The organism is Arenibacter antarcticus (assembly GCF_041320605.1).
Lineage (GTDB): Bacteria > Bacteroidota > Bacteroidia > Flavobacteriales > Flavobacteriaceae > Arenibacter > Arenibacter antarcticus.
This window is the reverse complement of sequence record NZ_CP166679.1, coordinates 1,379,934-1,393,984: the sequence shown is the minus strand read 5'-3', so window position 1 is coordinate 1,393,984 and position 14,051 is coordinate 1,379,934. Positions and strand designations below refer to the sequence as shown.

Below are 14,051 nucleotides of genomic sequence, written 5' to 3'. Positions count from 1 at the left end.
ATGAGTTCGAAACTCAATTAAATTGACTCAACTAGAAAAACTAACTAAACTCAAGCATTATGACAACTAAACCTCTAAATGGCATCACACTAATTTTTATGGCTATGTTTATGCTATCCATAATTATGATTTTGGTAGCACTATCCTTTTAGGTTGCTGAATCTAATAGGTATTTTCTAATCGGGTATATAACTTAGCCTTCCCATTGTGGTTGAAGTGTTTTGGGGTAAGGTGGATTAATAAACCAAAAAGTATGTTTATCTATATACTTTTTGGTTTATTTTTTTGCACCAATTTCCCCACTGAAGCTGAAAAAACTTATAAGAAAAAAAATGTTCTGAAAAGCTAATGAACATCGCAAGCAAGGATGGATTTCAACAAAGTCTGTTAAAAACTTTGTGAGTTTATGTGGTAAATGGACTTAAGAAATTGGATGAAATTAACAATCTTTGTTTACTCCTGTCCATGGGCAGATACCCCCAATCAAAATTAGAAAACTTATAAATATAAAAGATATGTCAGTAGCTATTGAGCCGATTCTGGAGGAAAATCTAAACCGCTTTGTTATTTTTCCAATTAAACATCATGACCTATGGGATTGGTATAAGAAATGTGAGGCTAGTTTTTGGACTGCTGAAGAAATAGATTTACATTCAGATTTAACGGATTGGAACAATAAGCTAAATAGTGACGAAAGATATTTTATTAAACATATTCTAGCCTTTTTTGCAGCTTCAGATGGAATCGTCAACGAAAATCTTGCCGAAAATTTTGTAAGCGAAGTGCAATACGCAGAAGCTAAGTTCTTTTATGGTTTTCAGATTATGATGGAGAATATCCACTCCGAAACCTATTCCTTATTGATAGATACTTATGTAAAAGATGAAAAGGAAAAGGATTTACTATTTAATGCTATAGAGACTTTCCCTGCAATTAAAAAGAAGGCAGACTGGGCCTTAAAGTGGATAGATTCTCCGAGTTTTGCGGAACGCCTGATCGCCTTTGCGGCGGTGGAAGGTATTTTCTTCTCAGGAGCCTTTTGTTCTATTTTTTGGCTAAAGAAAAGAGGACTAATGCCCGGACTTACCTTTTCCAATGAGCTAATTTCTAGAGATGAGGGAATGCATTGTGACTATGCGGTACACCTTCATAACCATCACTTGGTGAATAAGGTGCCAAAAGCGCGTATCACTGAGATTTTGGTGGATGCCCTTAATATAGAAAGGGAGTTTATTACCGAATCGCTTCCTGCAAGCCTTATTGGTATGAACTCAAAATTAATGACACAATACCTAGAGTTTGTTACGGATAGGTTATTGGTGGAACTGGAATGTCAAAAAGTGTATAATTCCACAAATCCATTCGACTTTATGGATATGATATCCTTACAAGGTAAAACCAATTTTTTTGAAAAACGCGTTGCGGAATACCAAAAGGCTGGTGTAATGAATAAGGATAATGACGAAGATTCCCAGAAAATTAGCTTCGACGCGGATTTTTAAGGATTTCCAACTGTAGTTTTAATTCAGGATGATCGCTGATGGCGGAAATCGGAATTTCAAGGAAATACAAGTTATTGCGGGCTGCTTTAGGATTTGGCTTTTGTTGATGGAAAGCCGTAATTCTAAAATTACACCACAAAAACCATAACTCAAAATCGATAAAATAAAATGTTTGTAGTAAAAAGAGACGGAAGAAAAGAGTTGATCATGTTCGATAAGATCACTGCGAGGGTGAGAAAATTGTGTTATGGTCTAAACGATTTAGTGGATCCCCTAAAGGTGACTATGAGGGTTATTGAGGGACTTTATGATGGTGTGACCACCTCGGAACTCGATAATTTGGCAGCAGAAATCGCTGCAACCATGACTACCTCCCATCCGGATTATGCTAAGTTGGCCGCACGGATCTCTGTCTCCAACCTGCACAAGAACACCAAAAAATCCTTCTCCGAAACTATGAAGGATCTTTATGAGTACGTTAATCCAAGGAATGGAAAAAAGGCGCCAATGCTCTCCGATGAGGTATTTAGGGTAATTGTTGAGAATTCTGAGAAATTGGACTCGACCATTATTTATAATCGCGATTTTAGCTATGATTATTTTGGATTTAAAACCTTGGAGCGCTCTTATTTGCTTAAAGTTAATGGGAAAATAGCCGAAAGGCCTCAGCATATGCTTATGCGGGTTTCCATTGGGATACATTTAAACGATCTGGATGCTGCCATAGAAACCTATGAGCTGATGTCCAAAAAGTATTTTACGCACGCCACACCCACCTTATTCAATTCTGGGACCCCAAAACCACAAATGTCTTCCTGTTTCCTTTTAGCCATGAAGGATGATAGTATCGATGGGATTTATGATACCCTAAAACAGACCGCAAAGATTTCACAATCGGCAGGTGGGATTGGACTTTCTATCCATAATGTACGGGCTACCGGATCGTATATTGCAGGGACCAATGGGACCTCCAACGGAATAGTGCCTATGCTACAGGTATTTAACGATACCGCACGCTATGTGGACCAGGGAGGTGGAAAACGAAAGGGTAGCTTTGCCATTTACGTAGAGCCGTGGCATGCCGATATTTTCGATTTTCTAGATCTAAAGAAAAATCACGGGAAAGAGGAAATGCGTGCACGTGACCTTTTTTATGCAATGTGGATACCGGATTTGTTTATGAAGAGGGTGGAGTCTAACGAAAATTGGACCTTGATGTGTCCCAACGAATGCCCAGACCTATTTAAAATTCACGGGGAGGAATTTGATGCGCTTTACCTGAAGTACGAAGCTGAAAATAAAGGAAGAAAAACAATAAAAGCTCGTGATCTCTGGGAGAAAATACTGGAATCCCAAATAGAAACAGGGACGCCGTATATGCTGTACAAGGATGCTGCGAATCGTAAGAGCAACCAGAAGAATTTAGGAACCATAAGGTCTTCTAATCTATGTACGGAAATATTGGAATATACCTCGCCAGATGAGGTTGCTGTATGTAATTTGGCTTCCATTGCCTTACCTATGTTTATTAAAAGTGGTGAATTTGATCACAAGGAATTGTATAAAGTCACTAAAAGGGTCACAAGAAACCTAAATAAAGTAATAGATAGGAATTACTATCCCGTAATAGAAGCGGAAAATTCCAATTTCCGTCACAGACCTATTGGTTTAGGAGTGCAGGGATTGGCAGATGTGTTTATATTGCTGCGATTGCCATTTACCAGTGAGGGTGCGAAAAAGTTGAACCAAGAAATTTTTGAGACTTTGTATTTTGCGGCAGTAACCGCTTCAATGGAAATGGCAAAAGAAGAAGGGGTCTACTCTAGTTACGAAGGTTCCCCTATTTCTAAGGGGGAGTTTCAGCACAATTTATGGGGCGTTAAGGATGAGGAACTTTCAGGAAGATGGGACTGGGGAAAATTGCGTAAAGAGGTCCAAAAGGCGGGAGTTCGAAATTCGCTTTTGGTAGCTCCTATGCCTACTGCTTCCACCTCACAGATTTTGGGGAATAACGAATGCTTTGAGCCATATACGTCCAATATCTATACCCGTAGGGTATTGTCCGGAGAGTTTATTGTGGTCAATAAACATTTATTAGAAGACTTGGTAAGCCTAGGCCTTTGGAACGAGAATTTAAAACAAGAGTTAATGAGGGCCAATGGCTCCATTCAACATATAGAAGGAATACCTGCGGACATTAAAGAGTTGTATAAAACGGTCTGGGAATTAAGTATGAAGGATATTATTGATATGTCCAGACAGCGTGGTTACTTTATAGACCAAAGTCAGTCTCTTAATTTGTTCATGGAAAATGCAAATTATTCTAAATTGACTTCCATGCATTTTTATGCCTGGAAAAGTGGGCTTAAAACTGGAATGTACTACCTAAGGACCAAAGCTGCGGCAGATGCCATTAAGTTTACCTTGGACAATAGTAAGAAACAGGAGGAGCCTACCGAAAAGGCGATTGAGGCGGCTATAATTGCTCCTGAGGTTACCAAGACTATTTCGGTACAAGCGGCTCCTGCCAACCAAGAAGAACTGGAGGTTCAGCCGTTGACACCTGCAGAAATGAAGGAAATGATCGCAAGGGCAAAAGAGGGTCAAGCAGATGATGATTGTTTAATGTGTGGCTCTTAATGGATAGTATTTATAAACGAAAAATCCCCCATCACAATGCGGGGATTTTTCGTTAAAGCAGGTTTTAGTCGTGTAATTAAAGTGAAATCTTCACCTTTTTTTGTAACGTTATTGTCGACTAAAATAGGGTTTTACCACATTAACACTGATGTATACGATGCAGTAAATTGTAAATATGGTGAAATAATGATCCATTTTAATCCGTATAGGAGTTTTAATAATATACGTTGATGATGGGTGTTTGGACGATTCTTCAGTAAAAAAAAACATAGTAATTGCTATATCATTTTTTAAAATAATAGTGATATACTATTCTTCCTATAAAGTATAGCATGCCATAAGCTCCGATAAGAAATAAATAAGGTTCCATCCGATTCCTTTGGACGAGGAAATAGGATAGAACCTTTCTTTTTAGAACGTTAAAAATTGTATAAAAAGCTGATTTATAAGAAATTATCAACTTCTTTGTAGGCGTTAATCACAGCAAGATCTCCTTCTTTGTTAGGTCTAGAATTGCCGTGTTCCATTCCTAGAACTCCTTTAAATCCTTTTTCATGTAAATATTTAAAGATGTTCTTGTAATTAATTTCCCCAGTGGTGGGTTCCTTTCTCCCAGGGTTATCCCCAATTTGAATATAAGCGATTTCCTCCCAGGTAAGATTCATGTTGTGGATCAGGTGACCTTCATTTTTTTGCATATGATAAATGTCGTACAAGATTTTACATGACGGACTATTAACCCCTTTACAAATTAAATAAGTCTGTTCTGAAGTTTGTAAATGGAGATCTGGTGAATCAGAAAGAGGTTCAAGTACCATCACCAAGCCGTGGGGTTCCAATATTTCTGCTCCCCTTCTAAGCGCTTCAATCACATTAGCATTCTGAATTCCTATGGGCAAATTACGCTCATATGCTCCGGGAACTACCGTCATCCATTTGGCATTTACGCGTTTGGCAACATCAACAGCTTTCCTACAACCGTCCAGAAATATGTCTACATATTCTTTTTTTCCAGCGGCCAAGGTATTTGCCATATTGCCCCCTTTATCAATTACAAATACGCCCATGGTCATATTATGGCGTGCCAAGGTTTCCCCTATTTTTGTTTGCAAGGCAACGTTCCTTCCCATCATTCCATTGTCCTCAAAGGCGGTGAAACCCTGTTCGGCCATAAAATTCAATTGGGCTATTGGATCATCGCCTGCTAAATTTTTAAACATCCCAAAGTGGGGGGCGTATTTCAGATTAAAGTTATGCTTTGCACCTGCCTGTACTGGAGCACTGTATGCCATTGCTCCTCCAAGTGTTACTGCTCCACTAGTGAGCGCCGTTTTCTGTATAAAATCTCTTCTTTTCAAATCGTTTATAGTATTAGATGGACCAGGCCTTTCCGCCTGTTAATTCTTGTAAGTCTCCGCAGCCAATATATTCCCCAGGGACTGGTAAATAGGCCAGTACGTTCTCTCCTATATATTCCGAAGTTTTATAGCTCCAAATGGTTAGCCCGCGTAAATTGTCGGCAAATGCAAATCTGGAGACTTCATCGCTCAAGGTTGCAGCTTCCCCTGTTCGTATAGCCTCAGTATACTTTGAAATTAATTTAAAATGCTTTGCTTGATCTTCCTTGGGAGTTTTAAGTGCGTTGGCCAAAACGGGCTCTAGATCCTCTGCCTTAAGATCCCCAATATTCTTTTTGCCGGAATCCAATAGGGCTTTGTTCATAAACTTACCCATACTCATTTTAAAGAGCTCTTTCTTTTCTTTTTCCATTATTTCATTCGCAAAGCGATCTATAAAAAGATGTGCTTGTACTTCAGAAGCGGAAGGGGTATCCGTTTTGGGTAATATAATATCTACCAATGTGGTTAGTACGTTCCCTTCTTCACTGCTTAGGAAATCTGGGGTCCATGCCAAGGTAGCATCTTGTTTGCAGCTTTGTGCCAGGCTTAATAATGTAGGGATGGCCACTACATATCCTAGTGATAGCCCCATATTCCGTAATGCTTTTCTTCTATCCATTATATGTTTCCTTTTTTAAGTTCTTTTGCGGCGTGGTTGGCAGCTCTGGCGGTAAAAGCCATATAGGTCAAAGAGGGATTTACACAACTCGCCGAAGTCATAAATGCCCCATCCGTAACATACACATTGGGCACAGCGTGAACCTGATTGTTGCCGTTTAATACCGAAGTTTTTGGATCCCTACCCATTCTGGCAGTTCCCATTTCATGTATTCCAAGTCCCAAGGCGCCTGGATTGTCATAAGATTTCACGTCTCTCATACCTGCTTTGGTCAGCATTTCCACGGCTTGTTCTTTCATTTCTTCGCGCATCTTCCATTCGTTTTCCTTGAATTCCGCATCAAAGGTTACGGTTGGTAACCCCCAGCTGTCAAGTTTCTCATAGTCAAGGGTCATTCGGTTATCTTCATAAGGAAGCACTTCGCCAAAGCCCATCATTCCAAAGGTCCAGCCCCCTGGCTTTAAGATGGCTTCTTTAAGGTCCTTCCCATGGGAGAGCTCGGCAATGGTTTCTTCCCAATTGCCCCTGCTGGCTCCACCTTGGTAACCAAATCCACGTATATAATTTTTAGTATTGGAATCCTTCCCTATATTTTTAAATCTTGGAATATAAATACCGTTCGGTTTTCTTCCCTTGTAATATTTGTCCTCAAATCCATCAAACTTACCGCTTGCACCAACGCCTAAATGGTGGTCCATGATATTCCTTCCCAATTGGTCCGAATCGTTGCCCATACCATTAGGAAATCGTTCAGATTTGGATTGCATTAATATAGAAGTAGAAGCAAGGGAGGAAGCGCATAGGAAAATAACTTTGGCCTTAAACTCAAAGGTCTCCTTGGTTAATCTGTCTATCACTTTTACGCCACTGGCCTTTTTGGTCTTGGGGTCGTAGATCACTTCCGTAACAATGGAATCTGGCCTTAAGGTTAGGTTGCCTGTGCGTTCGGCTGCGGGAAGTGTAGATGAATTACTGCTGAAATATGCCCCAAAAGGACACCCTCTAATACACCTATTTCTGTATTGGCACTTACTCCTGCCTTCAAATTCTTTATTGCCGGTGATATGTGCTACCCTACCTGCGGTAACTACCCTGCCGTCAAAATTTTCAGCTACCTTTTCCCTAAAGTGTTGTTCAACACAATTTAGTTCCATCATAGGTAAAAACTGTCCATCTGGCAATTGGGGCAATCCTAAATTTTCTCCACAGACCCCTATATAAGATTCTACTTTATCATACCAGGGTGCAATGTCTTTATATCTCACTGGCCAATCTACGGCGATACCATCCTTCTTATTGGCCTCAAAATCAATGTCGGACCAGCGGTAACTATGCCTTCCCCACTGTAGGGAACGGCCACCAACATGGTAACCCCTCATCCAATCGAAGCGTTTAGTTTCATTATACGGATGCTCTAGGTCGTTAACAAACCACATATTGGAAGAAGCCTTTACGGTATACCCTGTCCTAGCTTGTTTAAATTGCTTGGCCTTTTCTTCGGGGGGTAATTCGCCGTTATTAGGAAAATCCCAGTCGTCCATATTTGCGGTGGGGTAATCCTCAATATGCTTCACCATTCTCCCTCTGTCTAAAATCAACGTTTTAAGCCCATTTTCACAAAGTTCCTTAGCAGCCCAACCGCCGCTAATCCCAGTGCCTACTACAATGGCATCGTATGACTCCTGCTCTTCATTATAATAAAATTTACTCATCTGGAAAATTGTTTGTTTAATATATTTATTAAATATAGAATTAATTTTCTACATTTAAACCTTGTATTTATAAATACAATAGTACTATAACGTTATAGTTATCAGTAATTCTTAAATTTAATATTTTATAAGAAAATGAAAGGTAAAAATTTGAAGATCAACGGGTTTAAGGTGATAATGGCGGTGTTTTTTATGGGTATCCTGTCGTGTAAGGAAGCTCCCAAAGAGCAGTCAAAAGATTTGGATAGTGTAGCTGTAACCGCTACTTCCGATGAGCCATTTTTTAAATTGTCCTTGGCCCAATGGTCCATGCACAGAATGATTAGGAATGAAGGGGTAGATCCGTATTCCTTTGCCAAGAAGGCCAAGGATTGGGGCTTCACTGGACTAGAATACGTAAGTGGGTTGTATTATGACGAATTGAAGGCTGCAAATTTTTCTAAGGAGGCTATGGATGCCTTTGTTGAAAAGAACAATGCAGAGAGTAAAAAATACGGAATGCAGAATGTATTGATCATGATTGATGGTCAAGGAGATCTTGCCACTCCGGATGCTGAAAAAAGAAAAGCAGCGGTAGAAAATCATTTTAAATGGGTTGATGCTGCTGCCGCAATGGGTTGCCATGCCATAAGGGTAAACCTTTCTGGAAGTAAGACCCCAGAGGAGTGGATCGCTAGTTCCGTGGATGGACTAACTCAATTGTCTACTTATGCAAAGGATAAAAATATAGAAGTTTTAGTGGAGAATCACGGAGGCTTATCCTCAAATGCCGCTATGTTGGCCGAGGTTATGACCAAGGTGGATATGGAAAATTGTGGGACCCTTCCCGATTTTGGCAATTTCTGTATAGAACGTGGCGAAGGTGGCTGTGTTGAGTCCTACGATCCGTATCAGGGAATTAGTGAGCTTATGCCACATGCCTTGGCGGTTAGTGCTAAATCTAACGATTTTGATGCAGAAGGAAATGAGGTAAGGTTAGACTATAACAGGATTCTTAAGATTGTTAAGGATGCTGGATATACAGGTTATATTGGAGTGGAATACGAAGGTAATGTACTAAGTGAAGAAGAGGGTATAATCGCGACCAGAGACCTGTTGTTAAAAGCAGGGAAGCAATTGAATTAATTATCAACAATATGTTGTATGAAAGCTTTTTTACATGGGCTTTTTGATTACAATTTTTATTGCAATAAAAAATTGATCGAAGAGTGCAATAGGCTGGAAATTGTTCCAGATAAGACTATTGCGCTCTTTAATCATATATTAAACGCCCATCATATTTGGAATGCGAGAATTCTTGTGAAACCAAGGGAATACGATGTTTTTCAGAGCCACCCCATAGGTATATGGAAAGATTTACATTACGAGAACCAAAGGAATACGTTCGAGATCATTTCCAATACGGAGCGTTTTGACAAGCGACTCAATTATGAAGCTACCAGTGGGAAGGCCTATAGTAATTCGATCCAAGATGTATTGTTTCACATTATAAACCATTCTACGCACCATCGGGCACAAATTTCGATCGATTTTAGAAATAATGGCATAGAACCATTGGTCTTCGACTATGTCGTTTATAAAAGATAGACTACCCTAACCTACTAATAGTATAATGAATTTAAAAATTAAAACACAGCTTTCTTTAATGATGTTCCTCGAGTTTTTTATTTGGGGAGGCTGGTTTGTAACGCTAGGTACCTTCTTAGGATATAACCTCAATGCTACTGGAGCAGAATCGGCAATGGCATTTTCCACCCAGAGCTGGGGAGCTATTATAGCTCCTTTTATTATTGGATTAATCGCTGACCGATATTTTAATGCGGAACGTATTCTGGGTATCCTGCATTTATTGGGCGCGGTATTGATGTATCAAATGTATTTGGCGGTGGATTTTGCCGGATTTTATCCCTATATTCTAGGCTATATGATTGTTTATATGCCCACCCTGGCACTCGTCAATTCCATTTCTTTTAATCAAATGAAAAATCCGGCTAAAGAATTCTCCTTTGTACGTGTATTTGGTACCATAGGATGGATCGTTGCAGGATTGGTAATCAGTTATGTGTTTTTATGGGATTCAGAATCCTCCAGAGAAGGCGGAATGCTGAAGAACACCTTCCTTATGGTGGCCATTGCTTCTGCAGTTTTGGGACTGTTCAGTTTTACCCTTCCCAAAACCCCTCCAAAAGTAGGAAAGGACGAGAAAACATCGCTTTCACAAATATTGGGCTTGGATGCTCTAAAATTGTTAAAGGATAGAAATTTTCTGATATTCTTTATCTCTTCCATTTTAATATGTATTCCGTTGGCATTTTATTATCAGAATGCAAATCCGTTTTTATCCGAAATAGGAATGGAAAATCCAACAGGTAAAATGACTATTGGGCAGGGATCGGAAGTGTTGTTTATGCTCTTACTACCCTATTTTTTCAGAAAATTTGGGTTTAAAAGAACGCTTATTGCGGGTATGCTGGCATGGACAGTTAGGTACTTTTTGTTTGCCTTTGGGGATGCTGGAGATCAGGCATATATGCTAATAATGGGAATAGCCCTTCACGGAATCTGTTACGACTTTTTCTTTGTTTCCGGGCAAATTTATACGGATTCCAAAGCGGGAGAAAAGTATAAGAGTGCTGCGCAAGGTTTAATAACATTAGCTACCTATGGGGTGGGAATGTTGATCGGATTTTGGGTTGCCGGAATAATTACAGATAGTTATATTATAGAGGAAGGTGTACATAGCTGGGTAGATATCTGGACATTCCCTGCAATTTTTGCTTTTGGTGTCATGATCCTGTTTACCATATTTTTTAAGAATGAAGAAGTAGAATATAAAGAATAAATCAGTAAAAAATAATAGTATGGCTAAAAAAATTAGATTAGGTATTTTAGGAGGTGGCGGCGATTCTCTTATAGGGATCTTGCACCGAGTGGCCTCTCAAATAAATGATAATTATGAAATTGTAGGCGCGGTTTTTAATCCGGATTTTGAATCGAATCTTGCTTTTGCAAAAGAAATAGATATCCCTACCAATAGGATTTATAAAGACTTTGATACCTTGGTAGAGGAGGAATTGAAATTGCCCAAGGAAGAGAGAATCCAAGTATGCTCTATCCTTACCCCTAATTTCCTGCATTTTCCAATGGCCAAAAAGCTTTTGGAAAATGGATTTCATGTAATTTGTGAAAAACCTTTTACGACCACCTATGAGGAGGCGAAAATTTTGCAGGCGGCTCAGGAGAAATCCAACACCGTAGTTGCTATTACCCATACCTATACTGGTTACCCGATGGTGCGTCAAATGAGGGAAATGATTAAGGCAGGTGTAATTGGAAAAGTGCACAAGGTAGATGTGCGCTATTATCAGGGATGGATCAACACCATCATCCACGATAAGGCCAAACGTTCCACAGTGTGGAGGTTGGATCCTAAAAAAGCGGGAGTTAGTTCCTGTATGGCCGATATTGGGGTACACGCCTTTAATATGGTAGAATTTACTACCGGATTGAAGATTAAGTCCATTTTAGCAGATTTTAATTATTTATACGATGACAATCAAATGGATGTGGATGGTACTGTTTTGGTGCGTATGGATTCCCATGTAAAGGGATTAATCCGTGCCAGTCAGGTGGCTACCGGAGAGGAGAATGGACTTGCCATTGCTATTTACGGAGAGAAAGGCGGCCTTAGATGGGAACAGGAGCACCCCAATTATCTAAAAGTGCAAAGTGATACGCAGCCATTGCAGATTTACACGCCTGGACATGCCTACAATTCCGAATTGTCTTTGGATGGCACCAAATTACCTCCAGGGCATCCTGAAGGAATTTTTGATGCGATGGCAAATATCTATAAAGGTGTTGCTAGGGCTATCAGAGGGGAAAAGTACAACGATGGGGAATTTCCTACAATATTGGATGCTGTCCGTGGAATGAATTTTATAGAATGTACCGTAGATTCCAATAAGAAAGGAAACGTATGGGTAGATCTTGATTAAGAACTACTTGTTTTAATAGTAAAAAAGGCTGCTCTAAAACGCAGCCTTTTTTTATTGCTATTAAAATGGAGGTAACAGTTCTTACCTCCTGTGATAAATTCTTAAAAAGTTCGGGTGGTATCTGTTTGTTGTGCTATAAGGATAGGGCGAAATTTAATTTAACCATATACCTTTTCAAACGATACGCAGACCACAATCATACTTTCTTTTGGGTCTCGATCATATAGGGATAGTTCTTTTATAAAGAAATTCCAGTAGGCAGTCTTCCAAAGGCTAAGGTTGTCAAAGCCGTCGAGTTTGGCGTATTCCTCAGTAATGCTGAACCATGGTTTTAGTATGGATGAGGTTATCCTTACAACACATTTTGCATTTGCCCTGCCATCGACTACCACTAAAAATGTCCCAGTTTTTGGAAGTCTTTCCTTTCTGTTCTGTATCCCTAATAAGGAAAAGGTAGTAGCGGTTTTTATCCTGTTGAGAACCAATGCTGTGTGCCGATCAGCATCATTTTCATTGTCAAAAAATTGAATTACTTCTGGAGCTTCCGCTAAGGCGAATTCTACATGGGCATCCAAAAAGTCGCCCCACATATTTCTGACTGATCTATTTTCCATTAATTTTATCTAAAGATTTTTTAAAGTCAATAATTGCCGCATTTCTATCCTAGTTCTCAAATACCTTGTTAGCCAATATTTTGAGGTGATTATGAAAGGTAAATCGCTTGATGTTTCATTTTTATTTATAAATCGGTATTTTATTGCGAGGTGATATTTGCTATTATATTCTGATAATTCTTAAGTAATTCCTATATTTATAACTTCACTTTTCAGTGATGATAAAATTATTATCATTCTCTAAATATAGGATTTAATTATTAATTTTTTTAAAACGAAAAAAGGCATTTTAGTATTCACCTAATTTAATATATGCACAACCTCATAAAATTTTAAGGTTATCTAATAGATCCATTAAGGTTATAGGAAGAGGTAATGTCCCACAATGTTGTGATGTTTATAGAAAGAGGGTATAGTAAAAAGCGGTTTTCTACGGGGATTCTGGCCTTAGACTTAATTTTCAGAGTCGGTTGGGGTCTTTAAAAACAATAAAAATAGATACATGAAGACAATTAAGGGGCCAGCAGTGTTTTTGGCACAATTTGTAGATGAGAAAGCACCGTTCAATACTTTGGACGGGATGTGTAAATGGGCATCCGATTTGGGATATAAGGGAATCCAGATTCCTACTTGGGTCGATTTTCTAATCGATTTAGACAAGGCTGCGGAAAGTCAGACCTATTGCGACGAGCTTAAAGGAAAGATTAATTCCTATGGATTGGAAATCACTGAACTATCTACCCACTTACAGGGTCAATTGGTAGCAGTACATCCGGCATACGACCTAATGTTCGATAATTTTGCGCCAGACAAAGTGAAGAACAATCCTAAGGCGCGTACCGAATGGGCTGTAGAGGTGGTTAAAAAAGCAGCTACGGCAAGTCGCAGGCTTGGTCTAAAAGCTCATGCCACTTTCTCTGGATCCTTATTGTGGCACACCATGCATCCTTGGCCACAACGTCCTGCTGGATTGGTAGAAATGGGGTTTGAGGAATTGGCAAAGCGATGGCTGCCTATACTTAACCATTTTGATAAGGAGGGAGTAGATATCTGTTACGAAATCCATCCTGGGGAAGATCTTCACGATGGGGATACGTTTGAACGCTTTTTGGCCGCTACCGGAAACCATAAAAGGGTAAATATTTTATACGATCCAAGTCATTTTGTACTTCAGCAATTGGATTATATCGCCTATATAGACCACTATCACGAGTTTATAAAGTCGTTCCATGTAAAGGATTCCGAATTTAATCCCACCGGAAAGAAGGGCGCCTTTGGCGGGTATAACGATTGGGGAGACCGTGCCGGTAGATATCGCTCCCTTGGGGATGGTCAAATCGATTTTAAGACCATTTTCTCAAAACTAACGCAGTACGGCTGTGATGTTTGGGCAGTAATGGAATGGGAATGCTGTATAAAAAGTCCGGAACAAGGGGCTAGGGAAGGTGCTAAATTTATCCAGGACCATATTATAGAGGCCACTGAAAAAACCTTTGATGATTTTGCAGGGGCCGAAATCGATAAAACCGTATTGAAAAAAATATTAGGACTATAAACCATAATTAC

Annotated in this window: 11 protein-coding genes; 7 read left to right on the top strand and 4 right to left on the bottom strand. The window is 39.5% G+C overall.

The annotated features are described in order from the left end of the window. The first annotated feature begins 515 nt into the window (after positions 1–515). Together KCTC52924_RS05730 and KCTC52924_RS05725 are read left to right on the top strand one after the other, a co-directional pair. Positions 516–1,502 carry a ribonucleotide-diphosphate reductase subunit beta gene (locus KCTC52924_RS05730; protein ID WP_251807596.1) on the top strand — a complete coding sequence of 329 codons (987 nt, stop codon included), beginning with the start codon at positions 516–518 and terminating at the stop codon, positions 1,500–1,502. A gap of 168 nt (positions 1,503–1,670) precedes the next feature. Beyond that, entirely contained in the window at positions 1,671–4,142 is a 2,472-nt protein-coding gene (locus KCTC52924_RS05725; protein WP_251807597.1) for a ribonucleoside-diphosphate reductase subunit alpha, read from the top strand. A 443-nt stretch (positions 4,143–4,585) separates the two neighbouring features. Here the strand turns inward: KCTC52924_RS05725 and KCTC52924_RS05720 are convergent, their stop codons facing one another. The 3 genes from KCTC52924_RS05720 to KCTC52924_RS05710 are packed head-to-tail and all read right to left on the bottom strand — an operon-like array spanning position 4,586 to position 7,873. Further along, a complete protein-coding gene (locus tag KCTC52924_RS05720) occupies positions 4,586–5,500 on the bottom strand; it encodes a hydroxypyruvate isomerase family protein (RefSeq protein ID WP_251807598.1) in 915 nt (304 codons plus the stop codon). 13 nt (positions 5,501–5,513) lie between these two features. Further along, complete coding sequence (locus KCTC52924_RS05715; RefSeq protein WP_251807599.1) at positions 5,514–6,161, bottom strand: gluconate 2-dehydrogenase subunit 3 family protein; 648 nt, start codon at positions 6,159–6,161, stop codon at positions 5,514–5,516. Continuing rightward, positions 6,161–7,873 carry a GMC oxidoreductase gene (locus tag KCTC52924_RS05710; protein WP_251807600.1) on the bottom strand — a complete coding sequence of 571 codons (1,713 nt, stop codon included), beginning with the start codon at positions 7,871–7,873 and terminating at the stop codon, positions 6,161–6,163. The genes KCTC52924_RS05715 and KCTC52924_RS05710 overlap by 1 nt, the downstream gene beginning before the upstream one ends. A gap of 135 nt (positions 7,874–8,008) precedes the next feature. On the opposite strand from KCTC52924_RS05710, the gene KCTC52924_RS05705 reads away from it, so the two are divergent. From KCTC52924_RS05705 to KCTC52924_RS05690, 4 genes are read left to right on the top strand one after another with little or no spacing between them, the layout of a single operon-like run. Next, positions 8,009–8,998, top strand: a complete 990-nt coding sequence (locus tag KCTC52924_RS05705; protein WP_251807601.1) for a sugar phosphate isomerase/epimerase — start codon at positions 8,009–8,011, stop codon at positions 8,996–8,998. Between the two features lie 18 nt (positions 8,999–9,016). Further along, the gene (locus tag KCTC52924_RS05700) at positions 9,017–9,460 is read left to right on the top strand and encodes a DinB family protein (RefSeq protein ID WP_251807602.1); all 444 of its coding nucleotides are present in this window, start codon (positions 9,017–9,019) and stop codon (positions 9,458–9,460) included. A gap of 25 nt (positions 9,461–9,485) precedes the next feature. Next, on the top strand, positions 9,486–10,715 hold the full coding sequence (locus KCTC52924_RS05695) for a nucleoside permease (RefSeq protein ID WP_251807603.1): 1,230 nt from the start codon (positions 9,486–9,488) through the stop codon (positions 10,713–10,715). 19 nt (positions 10,716–10,734) lie between these two features. After that, on the top strand, positions 10,735–11,871 hold the full coding sequence (locus tag KCTC52924_RS05690; RefSeq protein ID WP_251807604.1) for a Gfo/Idh/MocA family protein: 1,137 nt from the start codon (positions 10,735–10,737) through the stop codon (positions 11,869–11,871). Between the two features lie 158 nt (positions 11,872–12,029). Here the strand turns inward: KCTC52924_RS05690 and KCTC52924_RS05685 are convergent, their stop codons facing one another. Next, complete coding sequence (locus KCTC52924_RS05685) at positions 12,030–12,485, bottom strand: ASCH domain-containing protein (protein WP_251807605.1); 456 nt, start codon at positions 12,483–12,485, stop codon at positions 12,030–12,032. A 502-nt stretch (positions 12,486–12,987) separates the two neighbouring features. Here KCTC52924_RS05685 and KCTC52924_RS05680 point away from each other — a divergent pair. Then, positions 12,988–14,040 (top strand): sugar phosphate isomerase/epimerase, encoded by a 1,053-nt coding sequence (locus KCTC52924_RS05680; RefSeq protein WP_251807606.1) that lies wholly within the window; start codon positions 12,988–12,990, stop codon positions 14,038–14,040. Positions 14,041–14,051 lie beyond the last annotated feature (11 nt).